Below are 18,167 nucleotides of genomic sequence, written 5' to 3'. Positions count from 1 at the left end.
GGGCGGGCAGGGCGGCAAGGCAGCAGGCGTGGACGACGGCGACGAACGCTCCGGGGCCAGCGCGCGGATCTCCTGCGCGAACAGCCGGAAGCGGTTGGCCTCGAGCGCCGAATGGATGCCCGCCGCGACCTGCAGCTCGCGATGATGGCGGCGCGCATCGCTCTCGTCGCGGCGATAGACCGAGACGCGGTTGCGGCCCGCCGCCTTGGCGGCGTAGCAAGCCACGTCGGCGCGGCTCATCAGCTCGCCCAGCGGCGGCGCCTCGCTGTCGATCGCAGTGATGCCGACGCTGGCGCCGACATCGTAGACGCGGCCTTCCCAGGGGAAGCGCCGGGCGCGGATCGCGTCGATGACCTTCAGGCAGACGCGCTCGCCCTGGTCCACCGAACAATTGCGCAGCAGCAGCGCGAATTCGTCGCCGCCCAGGCGCGCCAGCAGATCGCCCGCCCGCACCTGGCTGCGGATCACGTGGCCCAGCTCGCGCAACAGCACGTCGCCGGCGGCATGCCCGGCGGTATCGTTGACGATCTTGAAGCGGTCCAGGTCGATGAAGCACAGCGCATGGTGCTGATCGAACTCGCGCGCCGACTCGCAGGCCTCGCGCAGCCGCTGCTCGAACCAGATGCGGTTGGGCAGTCCGGTCAGCGCATCGTGCATCGCCGAATGCGCCAGCTTGCGCTGGAGCGCGCGGGCTGCGGTGATGTCCTGGAACACCAGCACCGCGCCGATCACGTCGCCGCGTGGCGTCAGCACCGGCGCGGCGGAGTCCTGCACGTCGTGGCGCTCGCCATGGCGGCCGATCAGCACCGCGCCGTCTTCGAGATAGACCGGCCGCAGCGTCTGCAGGCATTTGGCGACCGGGCAGGCAATCGGCTGACCGGTGGTCTCGTCGACCACGTGAAAGACCGTGGCCAGCGGCCGTCCATCGGCCTCGGCCATGGTCCAGCCGGTCAGCTGTTCGGCGATCGGATTGATGAAGGTGATGCGCAGCGAGGCGTCGGTGCAGATCACCGCGTCGCCGATCGAGCGCAGCGTGATATGCAGCCGCTCCTTCTCTTCGAACAGCGCCTCGGTCAGCCGATGGTGCTCGGTGATGTCCCAGTTGGTGCCGACCATCGACAGCGCCGTGCCGTCGTCGGCGCGCGACACCGTCGCCATCGCGCGGATATGCCGCACCTCGCCGTCGGGCCGCAGGATCCGGTATTCGGTATCGAAGGGCCGCGTGCCCTTGACCGCCTGGCGCATCTCGTGACGGGCGCGCGCGACGTCGTCGGGATGCACCATCGCGATCCAGCCGTCGAGGTCCGGCGCGCCGTCGTCGGCCGCGGTGCCGTGCAGCGCGTGCATGCGGTGGTCCCACGACAGCGTGCCGGCGGCGATGTCCCATTCCCAGATGCCGACGCGGCCGGCCTCGACCGCCAGCTCGGTGCGCCGCGACAGCGCCTGCAGCTGCTGCTGCGCGACCTTGTGTTCGTGGATGTCCTCGATCTGCGCGATGAAATGCAGCGGCGCCCCGTCGGCTTCGTCGCGCACCAGCGAGACCGCCAGCAGCGTCCAGATATCGCGGCCGTCCTTGCGCCGATAGCGCTTCTCCATCCGGTAGCTGTCGATCTCGCCGGCAACCAGCCGTTCGAGCTGCCGCAGATCGGCGCCCAGGTCGTCGGCATGCGTGATGTGCTGGAACGGAATGCGGTTCAGCTCGGCGGCGCTGTAGCCGAGCAGCTCGCACAGCGCGCGGTTGACCTGCTGCCAGCGGCCATCGAGGCTGACCAGCGCCATGCCGATCGCCGAATGCTGCATCGCCTGCCGAAAGCGCCGTTCGCTGCCGCGCAGCTCGCTGCGGTCGCGCCGATTCTGTTCGCTCAGATAGGCGATGCAGACCGGGAACACCAGGATCAGGCTGGTCGACAGCTTCATCGCGTGCGTCAGGAAGGCCGGCGCGTCGACCAGCCCGGCCTGCGCAGCGGCCAGTCCCAGCATCACCGTGACCAGCATCGACAGCAGCGTCAGCAGCGAGGTGGCGAAGGGATTGGTGAACAACGCGGCGACCACCAGCGGCAGCGACAGCGCGCCGAAAGGGTCGTGCGTCTGCAGCACCGACAGGCCGCCCACCGCGGTGGTCAACAGCAGCAGACCCACCACGCGCGGCAGACGCGTGCGGCGGAAGGTATCGCGCAACCGTTCGCGCGAGTAGGTGACCGACAGCGGCACCAGCATCAGCATGCCGATCGCGTCGGCGCTCCACCAGGTCGACCAGATGTGGCCGAGCGGCCCGCCATAGGCGCTCGAAATCGCCACGGCGCCGACGGTGGCGCCGATCGTCGGCGCGAGCGTGCAGGTCGCGCCCATCATCAGCGCGAAGCGCGCCAGCGGCACCGCACTGGCCCGGCCGACGCCGCCGCTGATGGCCGGCGCGAGCCACGTCGCGAACACGATCTCCGCGACATTGGAAGCGGCCAGCACCAGTGCCAGCCACCAGGGGTCGCCGAACATCGCGTTGGCGGCAACGCCCGCCAGCAGCATGCCGGCCAGCATCCAGACGCGCTCGCGCGGCGGCTGGTGCAGCGTCACGCCGGCGCCGAACGCGGTGGCCAGCCAGACGATGGCGGCGTTGCCCGGATAGCGCGTCAGCGCGATGCCGGCGATCGCCAGCAGGAAGAACAGCGCGGCGGCAAGCGAGACGCGCTGCCAGCGGGGCAGGGCGGGCAGGGACGGAGCTTCCGGATCGGACGTCATGGGTACGTGTGGTGGCGCATGGCGTGGTGCCGGCGGTGCGGGAACGCGGAGCGGGAACGCGGAGCGGGGCAAGGTCGGAGGCAAGGTGCGCGGCAAACGGTGCCCCCTGCCATGCGGCGCCGTGCCGGGCAGCGAGGGGGTCATGCCGGACGCGGGTCCGGCAGCATCGGGCCACTATAGCGTCGGGCCGATGCCGGTCAGGCGCCGATCAGGCGCGAAGTCGGGCCGTATTTGGGGATGGCGTTGGGCGCCGTTTTGAGGTAGGGGCGGGCGGAAGGTTCGGAGGTAGGGTCGGAGGCAGGAGGCGGGGGCAGGAGGCGGAGGCAGGAGGGCGGTATGGCGGCGATTACCTCGCAGGTCATCGCATTTCGCGCGGGCGTTGACGATGATGGAGCCATCGCCACCGCCTTCCCTGATTCCTTCCCCTTTCCTTTACCCCTACGGAGATCGACCATGCAAACCGTCCAACCGACCCGCCTGCTGCGCCATGTCCTGCTCGCCGACGCCGTCGTCAGCGGCCTGATGGGCCTGCTGATGGTGCTCGACGCCGCCGTGCTGTCGAGCTGGTTCGCCATTCCGGCGCCCTGGCTGCGCTATGCCGGACTGGCGCTGCTGCCCTACGCCGCCATCGTCGGCTTCCTGTCGACCCGCTCGCCGATGCCGCGCGCCGTGGTGATGGCCGTGATCGTCTGCAACGCGCTGTGGGCCGTCGACTGCATGCTGCTGCTGGGCACTGGCTGGCTGTCGCCGACCTGGCTGGGCAGCGCCTTCGTGCTGCTGCAGGCCTGGGGCGTGCTGCTGTTCGCCTGCCTGCAGTGGGTGGGCCTGCGCCGCTCGCCGGCACAGCGCAGCGCGATGGCCTGAGCGCCCGGCGCCTGCGCGCCTTCCACACGCCGCCCGCCGATGCGGGCGGTTTCTTTTTTTCATGCCCCGGTCCCGGAATTATCCATAATTATCCAGTGTGGGTATAATTATACTAAACATGTATAATTCGGTGTAATGCCATGAAGCTCACGGACCTCTGGCACTTTCCTCGGCCTCAACTCGCCCGGTCATACCTTGCGGCGCTGAACGCGGGAATCCTTGCCTCGTTGACCATCTTCGCGCCACGGCGCACGGGGAAGACCGTGTTCCTGCGACATGACTTGACCCCGGCCGCGGAGAAGGACGGCTACCTAGTCGTTTATGTGGATCTCTGGCAGACCAGGCAGACTCCGGGTGCCGCACTATTGCACGCCCTGGAGAATGCCAAGACGTCGAGGACGTTCGCCGGCAGGCTGAAGGCGAAACTATCGCCTTCGATCAAGTCCATCAAGGGGAAGGCATCCGTCGGCGCCGGATCGGTCGAAGGGACGATCGAGTTGGGCGACGAGAAGGGGCGGCTGGCCGTCGACATGGCGCTGCGACTGGATGACCTGCTTGGCCGCCTGACAAACGATAGCCAGGTTCTGTTGCTGATCGACGAGGCCCAGTCTCTGGGGCGCAGTGAAGAGGGCGAGGATCTGGCGCGTGCCCTGCGCACGGCCCTGACCAAATACAACAAACGGCTCCGCGTTGTGTTCACCGGCTCGTCCCGCACCCAACTCGCTCACGTCTTTACCGATGCACGGGCTCCGCTGTACTCGGCCGGCCACCCGCTGCAGGACTTTCCGCTGTTGGACGATGATTTTGTGGAGTTCGTTGCTAAGCAGTTTGCCGCCTCCACGGGCCGCACACTCGATCTGAAAAAGGCAAAGGCAGCGTTCAAGCAGTTCCATCAGCGTCCCGAGCCGCTGCTCGAAGTCGCCGTGACGCTCATGATGCAGCCGAAGATGAGCTTCGCCAAGGCGGTCGCCCTGCAACTGGAGAAGCTGGCGCTGGCCGAGAATCACGAGGCTACGTGGGCTAACCTGACCGCCCTGGAACGTCTTCTGGTAGCGGAGTTCGCGAACAACCCAGCCGTTAAGCCTTTCGCACGCTCGCTGCTCGCAGCCTTCAGGGAGCAACTTGGGATCGAGGTCCTTGGCGCTGCGCACGTGCAGAAGGCGCTCGCACGCCTCGATGAGAAGGGCGTCGTGTCAAAGTCGCCTCGTGGTTCGTACGATTTTGAGAACGAGAACTTTGGCGCCTGGGTTCGGAACCTGGCGGATGCTCCCTAGTTCGCGCAATAGCCCTCGCGCATCCGTACATGCCCTGCCAGCTGCAGGGGGTTGACCCGGCCATCGCACGCACGAAGGCTTCGCAGGCGGGGGCCCAGCGGCGTTGGCCGGCCGAACCCCCAATCTGACACCAGGCTGACATCAACCTTGCGCCGCACTGACGGCAACGTGACGGCAACGATCCGGGGACAAACAACCGCGCGACTTTGCACTATGCTTGCCTCGTTTTCGCGCGCCCCGGCATTCCGTCCCCTGTCGTCGCGCGCGCTGCAGGCGGACCGGCAAGGGGGCGGCAAGACAAGGAACGATCCCCATGACGACGCTGGAAATCAACGGCAAGCCGATGCAGGTCGACGCCGATCCGAGCACGCCGCTGCTGTGGGCGCTGCGCGATCAGCTGCAGATGACCGGCACCAAGTTCGGCTGCGGCATTGCGGCTTGCGGCGCCTGCACGGTGCACATGAACGGCCAGCCGATCCGCGCCTGCGTGACGCCGATCTCCGCGCTGCAGGGCGCGCGTATCACGACGATCGAAGGCGCCGGCACCGACAAGGTCGGCCGCGCGGTGCTCGATGCCTGGGTCAAGAACGATGTGTCGCAGTGCGGCTACTGCCAGAACGGGCAGGTGATGAGCGCGATCGGGCTGCTGCGCAACAAGCGCAAGCCGACCGACGCCGATATCGACCAGGCGATGGCGGGCAATCTGTGCCGCTGCGGCACGTATCAGCGCATCCGCGCCGCCATCAAGGACGCGGCCCGCACGCTGGGCTGATTGCCTCGGGGAGACACCATGCAAATGCAACGACTTGGGGCGCGGCTTGCCGCGCTATCCGGCGGCGCCGCCGATGACGCCCATGACGTGCCGCGCGCCGGCATCGACCGGCGCACGTTCCTGAAGCTGACCGGCATGGCCGGCGGCGGACTGGCGCTGGGCATCGCACCGCTGACCGCGGCGGCGGCCGAACCAGCCGCGGCGCCCGTGGCAAAGGGTCCGGCCGCCGCGCCGCAGGCCTTTATCGTGATCGCGCCCGACAACACCGTGACCATCGCGGTCAATCGACTCGAGTTCGGCCAGGGCGTGCACACCGCGCTGCCGATGGCGCTGGCCGAGGAGCTCGACGTCGACTGGCGCAACGTGCGCGCGGTGCTCGCGCCGGCCGGCGATCCGTACAAGGATCCCGCGATGGGGATCCAGATGACCGGCGGCTCGACAGCGGTCAAGCACTCGTACCAGCAGTATCGCGAACTCGGTGCCCGGGCCCGCGCGATGCTGGTGGCCGCTGCCGCGCAGCGGTGGCAGGTCGATCCGTCGGCCTGCACCACCGCGCAGGGGGTGGTCATTGCCGGCAATCGCCGCGCGACCTATGGCGAGCTGGCGCCGGCCGCGATGGAGATGCCGGTGCCGCAGCAGGTCACGCTGAAGGATCCGTCGCGCTTCACGCTGATCGGCAAGCCGACGCCGCGGCTGGACACGCGCGGCAAGCTCGACGGTTCGGTCGGCTTCGGCATCGATACGCAGCTCGACAACCTGATGGTGGCCGTGGTCGCGCGGCCCCCGCGCTTTGGCGGCAAGGTGCGCCGCTTCAATGCCGACGCGGCGCGTGCGGTCAAGGGCGTGGCCGAGGTGCTGGAGGTGCCGACCGATGGCGGCGGCACCGGCGTCGCCGTGGTCGCCAACGGCTACTGGCCGGCCAAGCAGGGGCGCGATGCGCTGCAGGTCGAATGGGACGACAGCGGCTCGACAGCTTCGAGCGCGGCGCTGTACGAGGAATACGCGAAGCTGGCACGCCAGCCCGGCAAGACGCCGCGTGCCGATGCCTTCGATCTGTCGGGCGCCGCGCGCACCATCGAGGCGGAGTACCGCTTCCCGTATCTGGCGCACGCGCCGATGGAACCGCTGAACTGTACGATGCAGGCCGAGGTGGCCGGCGACAAGCCGGCCCGCGTCAAGGTCTGGGCCGGCACGCAGTTCCAGACCGTCGACCACGGCGCGCTGGCCAAGACCTTCGGCCTGCCGCCCGAGCAGATCTCGATCGTGACGATGATGGCCGGCGGCGGCTTCGGCCGTCGCGCGGTGCCGAGCGCGGACTATCTGGTCGAGGCCGCACAGGTGATGCGCGCCTGGGTCGCCAGGGGCCATCGCGAGCCGGTCAAGGTCATCTGGAGCCGCGAGGACGATATCCGCGGCGGCTACTACCGGCCGCTGCATCTGCACCGCGCCCGCATCGGCGTCGATGCGCAGGGCAAGGTGCTGGGCTGGGAGCACGCCATCGTCGGCCAGTCGCTGGTGATGGGCTCGCCGTTCGAGGCCTTCCTGGTCAAGGACGGCGTCGACCACACCATGACCGAAGGCATCGTCGACCACGACTATGGCTTCCCGCTGCGGCTGTCGGTGCATCACCCGAAGGTGCAGGTGCCGGTGCTGTGGTGGCGCTCGGTGGGCCATACGCACACCGCCTTCGTCAAGGAGACGCTGATCGACGAACTGGCGACGGTGGCCAGACAGGACCCGGCCGCCTACCGGCTCGCGCAGCTCGATCCGGTCAAGGGCGCGCGCCAGCGCGCGGCGCTGCAGCTGGCGGTAGAGAAGTCCGGCTACGGCAAGCGCAAACTGCCGGCGGGCCGCGCCTGGGGCGTCGCGGTACACCAGTCGTTCGATTCGGCGGTGGCCTATGTGGTCGAGGTCTCGCTGCAGAACGGGCAGCCGCACGTGCACCGCGTGACCGCGGGCGTGCATGCCAATCGCGTGATCAACCCGCTGTCGGCGCGCGCGCAGATCGAGGGAGGCTGCGTATTCGGCCTGGCGATGATCCGGCCCGGCTTTGCCATCGAGATCGAGAACGGCGCGGTCAAGAACAGCAACTTCGGCGACTTCCCGCCGGTACGCATCAACGACGCGCCGCCGGTCGAGGTGCACTTCGTGCCGTCCGACGATCCGCCCACCGGGCTCGGCGAGCCCGGCGTACCGGTGATTGCGCCGGCCGTCGCCAACGCGGTGTTCAAGCTGACCGGCAAGCGCCAGCGGCAGTTGCCGTTCGTGATGGCGTAGGCGACGGCGCCGCGCAGATAAAAAGCGGCTGGCCCTGGGGAGGGCCGGCCGCTTTCGTTTGGCGACATTGACTGCGGACGTTCGATGCCTTGCGTTACAGCGCCAGGTAATGCGCCATCAGACGCGGCATCGACATCAGCCGCATCGCTTGCGCGCCGTCCGGGCCCGGCAGCGCGACGCGGATCAGGCCGGACTCGTGGGCAGACAGTGCGCCCTGGCGTGCAACCGGCGTATGGCGCGTCAGCGAGATCGAGCCCGACACAGCCCGCTGCCCCGCGGCCGCATCTTCGAAGACCAACGGCTGCGGCGAGTCGATCTCGACGCCCTGGCTCATGCCCCGCAGCTTCAGCGCCGCCTTGCCCGTGCCCGAGCCCGAGCCGAAGTCGCTGCCGGCATCGAGCCGCACCTGCATGCCCTGCGTCATCGTGGTGGCGCTGCTGCCGGGCCGCGTCATCATGAAGTACTGGCTGTCGATGCGCACCAGCGGCGTGGTGCCCGCCAGCAGCGGCCCGGCGGCGCTGGCCGGATCGCCGAACGCCAGCCAGTCGGTCCACATGCCGTTGGCCTGCAGCAGCGGTTGCGAGCCGGTCGCCTCCGGGCTCGACAGCGCGATGTCGAACTGCACCTGACCGCTGGCGCCGAAGACGCCGGGTTCTCCGGCGAAATAGGTCACCGTCATCCGGCCCGAGCGCGCCAGCGCCAGGCCCGACAGCGGCTCGCGCGTCAGGCACTGCCGATAGTCGAGCGTGAGGATGTCGCCGTGGTCCAGCACGCCGTTGGGCGTGGCGTCCTCATAGGCGATCTTGACCTCGCCGTGCGTGGGTTCGCCCGCGCCGCAGGCGTAGGTGACCGTGCCGTTCCGCCGCGCCTCGTCCAGCCGCTCCGGTGTTTCGGCGCGCAGCAGCAGCGGCAGCGCAGCGGCCCGCGGGGTCGCGGTCAGGTCTTCGCTGGCGACGGGTGCTTGCCCGGCGATCTGCTGCGCGCGGGCGTTCACGTCGGGAGGGGCCTGCATATGGGTCTGCATCAGGACCGTGGCGCGATCGGCGACGGCCCCCACATTCATCGCGTCCGCGGCGGTGCGCGCGTCGATGCGTGCCTCGACGGCCGCCTTGACATACCCCTTTGCCCAATCGCTGACGGTGGCTGCAACTTCGTGCCCGGTCGGTCGGCTCTCCGCGATGGCCTTCGCCATCCAGGCGGCGTAGTTTGCAAAGCTGTTGTCCGACATCGACGCCAGCCCAGTAGCGGTCGCATGCTGGCGTTCGCGCAGCGCGTGCAGCGTCGCCGCGACGACGCCGGCCGTATCGGACGGCAGCGCCGAATTGCCGGATAGCGGCTGCGAGATCGGCGTGGGAACGACCCGCGCATAGTCGCGCGGCAGCAGCAGCGCGTTGGCGATGGCCTGCTCGCCCTCGTCCTGCATGTTGCCGATGATGGCCGCCATTTCCTCGCGCAGCCGGGCCGCTTCTTCGGCCACCGCGTTCTTTGCCGCTTCCATGTTCTGCTGGAGCGCAAGGTTCTGCTGCAACGGCAGATGCAACAGCAATTCGTCGAGCAGGCTCACCGATTTCGACCCTTGGACCTTGCAGATGTCGGGCACCAGCGCCCGGATCTGGTCGGTGGCGCGCAGCGGCTGCTGCTGGCCGGTGGCCTCGTCGAAGAACTGCCCGGAAGAGCCGCCGCTGACCGTGATCAGGCCCGGCCCGCAGTCGGCCTCCGCAATGGTCAGCGTGATCTGCCCGGTCGGCCCGGGGGACGAGATCGTGCCCGACGCGACCACGCCCTTGCCGGCGGCCAGCCCCAGGATCGTCACCAGGCCATGCGAGACCGTACCCAGATGGGGCTGTACCGTCAGCGAATAGGTTGCCGGCGTGGCGGGCGGCGGTGGCGTGCCGGTATTGCCGTTGCCGTCGTGGCCGTTGTCGCCATCGCCGCCGCAAGCCGCCAGCGTGCCGACCGCGATGGCCGCCAGCGCCCGCAGCGCGGTGCGCGCTGTGTTGCCCTGCTTCATTTCCCTTCTCCCGTCCAAGGCATCGATGCGGCGCGCCCCTCGCGGGACGCCGGCCCGATGCCGACCCGTTCTCGTGTGTGGTTCTGGTGTGGCTATGGTGCGCCTGTACGCCGGCGATGCGCTGACGATATTGCCCAGCGCGCCGGCGGCGCACAGGCTAGCACAAAGGCTGCGTGTGTCATCCCCCGAACGCGGCTTGCCAATGTGTGATGTGGCGCCTAATGTACGGACATGGACCCGAAGCAGGAAGCCACCTTGAGCTATGCCTTGCTGACCGATCCGGCGCGTGCCGACATCTGCCGCGCGCTGCTGGAGGCCGGCGACGTCTGCGTGCCGGCGGCCGATCTGGCCGCCGCCGCGGGTCTGACGCTGCGCCGGGCGGGGCGGATCTTCCAGGAACTGCTGCAGGCCGACATCGTGGCGCTGACCGTGCAGGACAGGCAGGTCTGCTACAGCCTGAAGGCACGCCGCGAAATTCGGCAGGCCCTTGGGTATATCGAGGACTCGGGGCTGTTGTCCTGATCTCCTGACCTCCTTTCCGCCTCCCAAACGGACCCACCGAAGGTCCCACCGAATCCCCGTCGGAAAAAATTACCGCGCCCGCGCAGGATTTGCGCATCGACTCGCGAGGCCGGCGCGTCCATATCGCTTGAGCTTCGGACGACACGGCAGATGCCGTCAAACAGGCATGGAAGCTGCATCGACGGCCGGATGACAACCGTCATCGCAAGCGTGCTTATGAATGTGAACGTCCGTGCCACCGCACCGGCCGGGGCCATGCCCGGTACCCCGCCCGATCCCGCGCAGACCGTCGAAGCCACGCGCGACACCTCGTTCTGGTGGAAGAGCGCCGTGGTCTATCAGATCTACCCGCGCTCCTTCGCCGATGCGGATGGCGACGGCGTCGGCGATCTGGCCGGCATCATCGAGCGGCTGGACCATGTGCGTGCGCTGGGCGCCGACACGATCTGGATCTCGCCGATCTATCGGTCGCCGATGGCCGATGCAGGCTACGACATCAGCGATTACTGCGATGTCGATCCGGTGTTCGGCTCGCTGGCCGATGCCGACCGGCTGATCGGCGAGGCGCATGCGCGCGGTCTGCGCGTGCTGCTCGACTTCGTGCCGAACCATACGTCGGATCGGCATCCGTGGTTCATCGAATCGCGTTCGTCGCGCGACAACCCGAAGCGCGACTGGTACATCTGGCGCGACCAGCCCAACGACTGGCGCGCGGCGCTCGGCGCCGGCAGCGCCTGGACCTGGGACGAGGCCACCGGCCAGTACTACCTGCACCTGTTCCTGCCGCAGCAGCCGGACCTGAACTGGCGCAACCCGGAGGTCGTGCACGCCATGCACGGCGTGCTGCGCTTCTGGCTCGATCGCGGCGTCGACGGCTTTCGCATCGACGTCGCGCATTGCACCGGCAAGGACCCGACCTTCGCCGATCATCCGCGTTGCCTGGCCGGCGAGCCGCTGGCCGACTTCAACGACGATCCCTACAGCCACGAGGTGCTGCGCGGCATCCGCAAGCTGGTCGACAGCTATCCGGGCGACCGCGTGCTGGTCGGCGAGGTCAACATCCGTTCGACGGCCACCGTGGTGCAGTACTACGGCGCCGGCGACGAACTGCATATGTCGTTCAATTTCCCGCCGCTCGACGCGCCGTGGGACCCGGTGGTGTTCCGCACCTGCATCCGCGAGGTCGATGCGCTGCTGCAGCCGGCCGAGGCATGGCCGACCTGGGTCCTGTCCAATCACGACAACGAGCGCCATCGCACCCGCTACGGCGGCTCGATGCGCCGCGCGCGCGCCGCCGCGGTGATGCTGCTGACGCTGCGCGGCACGCCGTTCATCTTCCAGGGCGAGGAACTGGGGCTGGAGGACGTGGTAGTCGACCCCGGCCAGCGGGTCGATCCGGGCGGACGCGACGGTCCGCGCGGACCCATCCCGTGGGACTTCGCGCCGCCGCATGGCTGGCGCGGGGCGCGCACGTGGCTGCCTTTTCCGCCCGAGGCCGCCACGCTGTCGGTGCAGTCGCAATGGTCGCAGCCCGCGTCGATGCTTCATCTGTACCGCAACCTGATCGCCGCGCGCCGCGCCAGTGCGGCGCTGCGGCTGGGCAACTGGGAAGAACTGCCGTCGCCGCCCGAGGTGCTGGCCTATCGGCGCCGGCATGGCGAAGACGAGCGCGTGGTCTGCATCAACTTCGCGGAGCGGCCGCTGCCGCTCGATCTCGACGGCGACTGGCGCGTCGCGATCGACAGCCTGCCGGAAGGTGCGGACCGCCGTTTCGACGGCATGCTGCAGCCGGAGCAGGGCGTCCTGCTGGAGCCGCTGCGGCCGTAACCGAGGTGGGCGGTGCGCACGGTCTCCGCGGCCGTCGTTTCCGCTGTCGCTGTCGCTGTCGTTGTCGCTGTTCAATCGTCAGGAAGGAGAGCCCATGCGTTCGCTCTGGTACCGCAATGCGATCGTCTATCAAATCGACGTCGGCATGTTTCGCGACGGCAATAACGACGGATGGGGCGACCTCCAGGGTTTGACGGCGCATCTCGAATACCTGCGCGGGCTCGGCGTGACATGCATCTGGCTCTCGCCCTTCTACCAGTCGCCGTTTCGCGATGGCGGCTACGACATCACCGACCATCTCGCGGTCGATCCGCGCTTCGGCAATCTGGCCGACATGGTCGCGCTGCTGGAGAAGGCCGAGGAGCTCGGTATCCGCGTGATGGTCGAGCTGGTGGCGCACCACACGTCGGACCAGCATCGCTGGTTCCAGGAGGCGCGGCGCGACCGCAATTCGCCGTACCGCGACTACTACGTCTGGGCCGACGAGCCGGAGGAGACCGACGTCAAGCCGATCTTCCCGACCGTCGAGGACAGCGTCTGGACCTGGGACGAGGAAGCGGGACAGTACTACCGGCACGCCTTCTATTCGCACCAGCCCGATCTCAATATCGCCAATCCCGCCGTGCGGGCCGAGATCGAGGAAATCATGTCGTTCTGGCTGCGGCTGGGGGTATCGGGATTCCGCATCGATGCGGCGGGGCACATGATCGACGGGGCCAAGGAAGCGGACCCGCGCGACGACGGCTTCTGGCTGCTGAACGACCTGCGCGCGTTCGCGACGCTGCGCCGCTCCGACGCGGTGCTGCTCGGCGAGGTCGACGTGCCGGCCGAAGACTACGCGCGCTACTTCGGCAAGGGGCATCGGCTGACGCTGGTGTCGAACTTCTTCCTGAACAACTTCCTGTTCCTGGCGCTGGCGCGCGAACAGGCCGAGCCGATCGAGCGCGCGCTGCGCGAGCAGCCCGACCCGCCCGAGCGCGCGCAATACGCGGTATGGGTGCGCAACCACGACGAGCTCGATCTGGAGCGACTGAGCGAAGCCGAGCGTGAAGAGGTGATGCAGCGCTTTGCTCCCGACGAGGACATGCGCGTCTACAACCGCGGCATCCGCCGCCGCCTGCCGCCGATGCTCGATGGCGACGAGCGCCGCATCGCGCAGGTCCATGCGCTGCTGTTCTCGCTGCCCGGCACGCCGATCCTGCGCTATGGCGAGGAGATCGGCATGGGCGAGGACCTGTCGCTGAAGGAACGCCACGCGGTGCGCACCGCGATGCAATGGTCCGACGAAATCAATGGCGGTTTCTCGCCGGCCGATCCCGAATCGCTGCCAGTGCCGGTGATCCGCGAGGGCCCGTTCCGCTACGACAAGGTCAATATCTACGACCAGTTGCTGCGCGACGATTCGCTGCTGGCCAGGACCGGCAAGATGATCCGCGCGCGCGTCGGCATGCCGGAGATCGGCTATGGCGAATGCACGGTGATGGAGGTCGGTTGTCCCTCGGTGCTGGCGCTGCGGCACGAGCTCGACGGGCAGGTGGTCTTCACCTTCGCCAATCTGTCGGGCCAGGACGTCGAGATCAAGCTGGCCGATGTCGACGTCGGCGAGCTGCGCGACATGCTGGTCGATGGCCCGTATCCGCCGGCGCAGACGGCGCATACGCTGAAGCTGCACGCCTACGGCTATCGCTGGCTGCGGCAGCGGCCGTGCTTCGGGCCATGATTTGGGCCGTGATTCGGACCCTGACGGATCGACAACAAAGGAGAACGCGATGGAAGCGATCGGACAACGGCGCTGGGTCATTGCCGAAGGCTATCTGCCGCCGACCGACCCGGCCGCCAGCCGGCAACTGAACAGCCACGAGGCGGCCTGCCTGCTCAATACCGGCGATACCGCGGCCAATGTCACCGTGACCATCTTCTATGCCGACCGCGAGCCCGTCGGCCCGTATCGCGTCACGGTGCCGGCCCGCCGCACGCTGCATCTGCGCTTCAACGATCTGCGCGACCCCGAGCCGATCCCCGAAGACACCGACTACGCCAGCGTGTTCGAGTCCGATGTGCCGATCGTCGTGCAGCACACGCGGCTCGATTCGCGCCAGGCCGCGCTGGCGCTGATGACCACGCTCGCCTATCCGGTCCCGGCCGCGGCCGGCTGAGTCCGATGGCCGCGCGCCGATGACAACCCCGCCCAGGAGTCCGCCATGCCCTTGATCGGCTATCACGCCTCGCACGAACAGTTTTCGCCAGGCGACCTGCTGCGCTATGCGCGCGCCGCGCAGCTGGCGGGCTTTACCGCGCTCAGCAGCTCCGACCACTTCCATCCCTGGAGCGAACGGCAAGGGGAGAGCGGCCATTCCTGGTCCTGGCTCGGTGCCGCGATGGCGACCGTCGATCTGCCGGCCGGCGTGGTGGCCTGTCCGTTCGGCCGCTACCACCCGGCCGTGGTCGCGCAGGCGGCGGCGACGCTCGAGGCCATGTTTCCCGGCCGCTTCTGGATCGCGCTGGGCACCGGCGAGGCGCTGAACGAACACATCACCGGCCGGCCCTGGCCGCCCAAGCCCGAGCGCCAGACCATGCTGGCCGAATCGGTGGACGTGATGCGCGCGCTGTGGCGCGGCGAGGAGGTGAGCCATCGCGGCAGCATCACCGTCGATCGCGCGCGGCTCTATACCCTGCCGCAGCGTCCGCCGCCGATCTTCGCCGCGGCGCTGAGCGAGCCGACCGCCCGCTGGGCGGCGCAGTGGGCCGACGGCCTGATCACGATCTCGGCGCCGCGCGAGACCATGCGCGCGGTCATCGACGCCTTCCGCGAGGGCGGCGGCGAAGCCAAGCCGGTCCATATCCAGGCCAAGATCGCCTACGCCGATCCGACCCAGGGCGACGAGGCGGCGCGCCGCATGGCCTACGAGCAGTGGCGCACCAATGTATTCGACAGCGAAACGGCGGCGAACCTGGCCACCCCCGCCGAGTTCGATGCCCGCGCCCGGACCGTGTCCCCGGATGACATCGAGCGCGCGGTCCGCATCTCCTGCGACGCCGCCCAGCAGGCGGCCTGGCTGGCCGAGGACCTGGCCATGGGCGCCGACGCGGTGTTCCTGCACAACGTCTGCGGCAACCAGCAGGCCTGGATCGACGCCTGCGCGCAGACGGTGCTGCCGCAGCTCCGGGGCGGGGTCTGAACCCGCCGGGCGGCTCCCGGCTCGACATTCGGCTGAAAAATACCGGGCACACAATATAAGAGACAACGCCCGTCCGGCCTTGCCCCGCGCGGGGCCGCGTCGTTTTTCCTTCCTTTGTGCGGGTAAACCCGCATTCAGACCTCGTCTTGAAAACCCGACACCCCGTCCCTATAATTAGCACTCGCCGGGTGCGAGTGCTAACAGCGTGCTGTAGCCTGCATCCGGCGTCCGATTTCAAGGGCCTCCGCACTCCCGCGGTGGCCACTTTGCAAATAAATGCTCACTTGTACTAAGGAGTCCGTATGAATCTGCGTCCTTTGCACGACCGCGTGATCGTCAAGCGTCTGGACAACGAAACCAAGACCGCTTCCGGCATCGTGATTCCCGACAATGCTGCCGAGAAGCCCGATCAGGGTGAAGTGCTGGCCGTCGGCCCGGGCAAGAAGGATGACAAGGGCGCCTCGATCGCCCTCGACGTCAAGGTGGGTGACCGCGTGCTGTTCGGCAAGTACGCCGGCCAGAGCGTGAAGGTGGATGGCCAGGAACTGCTGGTCATGCGCGAAGAAGACATCATGGCGGTCATCAACAAGTGATGTCGCTGTCCGGGCGCCGCGCGTCCGGAACCCCCTGGGCGCCCGGTTCCGCCGCTGCGGCGATCGCGCCCGGGACATTTCCCGTACAGAATTCTGGAGATCTAGAACATGGCAGCTAAAGACGTAGTGTTCGGCGACAGCGCTCGCCACAAGATGGTCGAAGGCGTGAACATCCTGGCCAACGCGGTCAAGGTGACCCTGGGTCCGAAGGGCCGCAACGTGGTGCTCGAGCGCAGCTTCGGCGGCCCGACCGTGACCAAGGACGGCGTGTCGGTCGCCAAGGAAATCGAGCTGAAGGACAAGCTGCAGAACATGGGCGCCCAGATGGTCAAGGAAGTCGCTTCCAAGACCAGCGACAACGCCGGCGACGGTACCACCACCGCGACGGTGCTGGCCCAGTCGATCGTGCGCGAAGGCATGAAGTACGTTGCCGCCGGCATGAACCCGATGGACCTGAAGCGCGGCATCGACAAGGCCGTTGGCGCCGCCGTCGAAGAGCTCAAGAAGCTGAGCAAGCCGACCACGACCAGCAAGGAAATCGCCCAGGTTGGCGCGATCTCGGCCAACAGCGATGAAGTGATCGGCAAGCTGATCGCCGAAGCGATGGACAAGGTCGGCAAGGAAGGCGTGATCACCGTCGAAGACGGCAAGTCGCTGGCCGACGAGCTGGAAGTCGTCGAGGGCATGCAGTTCGACCGCGGCTACCTGTCGCCGTACTTCATCAACAACCCGGACAAGCAAGTCGTCCAGCTCGACAACCCGTTCGTGCTGCTGTTCGACAAGAAGATCTCGAACATCCGCGACCTGCTGCCGGTGCTGGAGCAAGTGGCCAAGTCGAGCCGTCCGCTGCTGATCATCGCCGAAGACGTCGAAGGCGAAGCGCTGGCGACCCTGGTGGTCAACAACATCCGTGGCATCCTGAAGACCGCCGCCGTCAAGGCGCCTGGCTTCGGCGACCGCCGCAAGGCCATGCTGGAAGACATCGCCATCCTGACCGGCGGTACCGTGATCGCCGAGGAAGTCGGCCTGACGCTGGAAAAGGCTACGCTGCAAGACCTGGGTCAAGCCAAGCGTGTCGAGATCGGCAAGGAAAACACCATCATCATCGACGGTGCCGGTGACGCCGCCGCGATCGAAGGCCGCGTCAAGCAGATCCGCGCCCAGATCGAGGAAGCGACCTCGGACTACGACCGCGAGAAGCTGCAAGAGCGCGTGGCCAAGCTGGCCGGCGGTGTTGCGGTGATCAAGGTCGGTGCCGCCACCGAAGTCGAAATGAAGGAAAAGAAGGCACGCGTGGAAGACGCGCTGCACGCCACCCGCGCTGCCGTTGAAGAAGGCATCGTCCCGGGCGGCGGCGTGGCCCTGCTGCGCGCCCGCGCTGCGATCTCGAGCCTGACCGGCGAGAACCCCGACCAGAACGCCGGCATCAAGATCGTGCTGCGCGCGATGGAAGAGCCGCTGCGCCAGATCGTGCTGAACGCCGGCGAGGAAGCCTCGGTCGTCGTGGCCAAGGTCATCGAAGGCAACGGCAACTTCGGCTACAACGCCGCCAGCGGCGAGTACGGCGACCTGGTCGAGATGGGCGTGCTGGACCCGACCAAGGTGACCCGCACCGCGCTGCAGAACGCCGCTTCGGTCGCGTCGCTGATGCTGACCACCGACTGCGCGATCGCCGAAACGCCGAAGGAAGACTCGGCTCCGGCAATGCCGGGCGGTATGGGCGGCATGGGCGGCATGGACGGCATGATGTAATCCCGCCGGCCGTCGGCTTCGGCCGACTGCCCAGACTGCGCGAAATCGCTTCAGTCGAAACCCCCACGGGTGCAAGCCCGTGGGGGTTTTTTGTTTTTGGATAGCGACCGCGCTGGCGCGGTGCCGGATTTTCTCCCCTCTCCCGCTTGCGGGAGAGGGGCGGGGGAGAGGGCATAGGGCGGTTGCTATGCCGGCGCGGCCGGTCTATCGCGCGTCCTCTCCCTCTCCCCCAACCCCTCTCCCGCAAGCTGTATGGACCGGGGACATGGGTAACAGGTGTGCCAGGACATGGGTAACACTTTTCCCGCCTAGTCAGCGGGAGGAAGAAGTTGCCCTGGAGCCAAACCACCGTGAAGCAGC

The 18,167-nt window shown here is 68.0% G+C and carries 13 protein-coding genes; 11 read left to right on the top strand and 2 right to left on the bottom strand.

Annotation, left to right across the window (positions count from 1 at the left end; translation table 11 throughout):
- Positions 1 to 2,736, bottom strand: a 2,736-nt coding sequence (locus J5T34_RS11335) for a diguanylate cyclase (protein ID WP_208579826.1), incomplete at its 3' end; no start/stop codon positions are given.
- A 453-nt stretch (positions 2,737 to 3,189) separates the two neighbouring features.
- On the opposite strand from J5T34_RS11335, the gene J5T34_RS11330 reads away from it, so the two are divergent.
- The 4 genes from J5T34_RS11330 (at position 3,190) to J5T34_RS11315 (ending at position 7,923) form a co-directional block, all read left to right on the top strand.
- The gene (locus J5T34_RS11330) at positions 3,190 to 3,600 is read left to right on the top strand and encodes a hypothetical protein (protein ID WP_208579825.1); all 411 of its coding nucleotides are present in this window, start codon (positions 3,190 to 3,192) and stop codon (positions 3,598 to 3,600) included.
- 140 nt (positions 3,601 to 3,740) lie between these two features.
- Complete coding sequence (locus tag J5T34_RS11325; protein ID WP_208579824.1) at positions 3,741 to 4,874, top strand: hypothetical protein; 1,134 nt, start codon at positions 3,741 to 3,743, stop codon at positions 4,872 to 4,874.
- A 313-nt stretch (positions 4,875 to 5,187) separates the two neighbouring features.
- Entirely contained in the window at positions 5,188 to 5,646 is a 459-nt protein-coding gene (locus tag J5T34_RS11320) for a (2Fe-2S)-binding protein (protein WP_208579823.1), read from the top strand.
- Between the two features lie 18 nt (positions 5,647 to 5,664).
- A complete protein-coding gene (locus tag J5T34_RS11315) occupies positions 5,665 to 7,923 on the top strand; it encodes a molybdopterin cofactor-binding domain-containing protein (protein WP_432207656.1) in 2,259 nt (752 codons plus the stop codon).
- 94 nt (positions 7,924 to 8,017) lie between these two features.
- On the opposite strand, the gene J5T34_RS11310 is transcribed toward J5T34_RS11315, so the two are convergent.
- Positions 8,018 to 9,934: a hypothetical protein gene (locus J5T34_RS11310; RefSeq protein WP_208579822.1), complete on the bottom strand. Its 1,917-nt coding sequence runs from the start codon at positions 9,932 to 9,934 to the stop codon at positions 8,018 to 8,020.
- A gap of 231 nt (positions 9,935 to 10,165) precedes the next feature.
- Here J5T34_RS11310 and J5T34_RS11305 point away from each other — a divergent pair, with 231 nt between their 5' ends.
- The 7 genes from J5T34_RS11305 (at position 10,166) to groL (ending at position 17,807) form a co-directional block, all read left to right on the top strand.
- Positions 10,166 to 10,456 carry an ArsR family transcriptional regulator gene (locus J5T34_RS11305; RefSeq protein WP_174108364.1) on the top strand — a complete coding sequence of 97 codons (291 nt, stop codon included), beginning with the start codon at positions 10,166 to 10,168 and terminating at the stop codon, positions 10,454 to 10,456.
- A 216-nt stretch (positions 10,457 to 10,672) separates the two neighbouring features.
- Entirely contained in the window at positions 10,673 to 12,283 is a 1,611-nt protein-coding gene (locus J5T34_RS11300) for an alpha-amylase family glycosyl hydrolase (RefSeq protein ID WP_244258843.1), read from the top strand.
- A gap of 94 nt (positions 12,284 to 12,377) precedes the next feature.
- Positions 12,378 to 14,003, top strand: a complete 1,626-nt coding sequence (locus tag J5T34_RS11295) for an alpha-amylase family protein (protein ID WP_208579821.1) — start codon at positions 12,378 to 12,380, stop codon at positions 14,001 to 14,003.
- Positions 14,004 to 14,052: 49 nt separating this feature from the next.
- The gene (locus J5T34_RS11290; protein WP_208579820.1) at positions 14,053 to 14,439 is read left to right on the top strand and encodes a sensory rhodopsin transducer; all 387 of its coding nucleotides are present in this window, start codon (positions 14,053 to 14,055) and stop codon (positions 14,437 to 14,439) included.
- A 45-nt stretch (positions 14,440 to 14,484) separates the two neighbouring features.
- Positions 14,485 to 15,462, top strand: a complete 978-nt coding sequence (locus J5T34_RS11285; RefSeq protein ID WP_208579819.1) for a TIGR03885 family FMN-dependent LLM class oxidoreductase — start codon at positions 14,485 to 14,487, stop codon at positions 15,460 to 15,462.
- Positions 15,463 to 15,764: 302 nt separating this feature from the next.
- Positions 15,765 to 16,055, top strand: a complete 291-nt coding sequence (gene groES / locus J5T34_RS11280; protein WP_149316897.1) for a co-chaperone GroES — start codon at positions 15,765 to 15,767, stop codon at positions 16,053 to 16,055.
- 108 nt (positions 16,056 to 16,163) lie between these two features.
- Positions 16,164 to 17,807 (top strand): chaperonin GroEL, encoded by a 1,644-nt coding sequence (gene groL / locus J5T34_RS11275; protein ID WP_174108359.1) that lies wholly within the window; start codon positions 16,164 to 16,166, stop codon positions 17,805 to 17,807.
- The last annotated feature ends 360 nt before the right edge of the window (positions 17,808 to 18,167 follow it).

Source organism: Cupriavidus gilardii, from assembly GCF_017598945.1.
GTDB classification, from domain to species: Bacteria; Pseudomonadota; Gammaproteobacteria; order Burkholderiales; family Burkholderiaceae; genus Cupriavidus; species Cupriavidus gilardii_E.
This window is presented reverse-complemented; position numbering and strand designations above follow the sequence as displayed.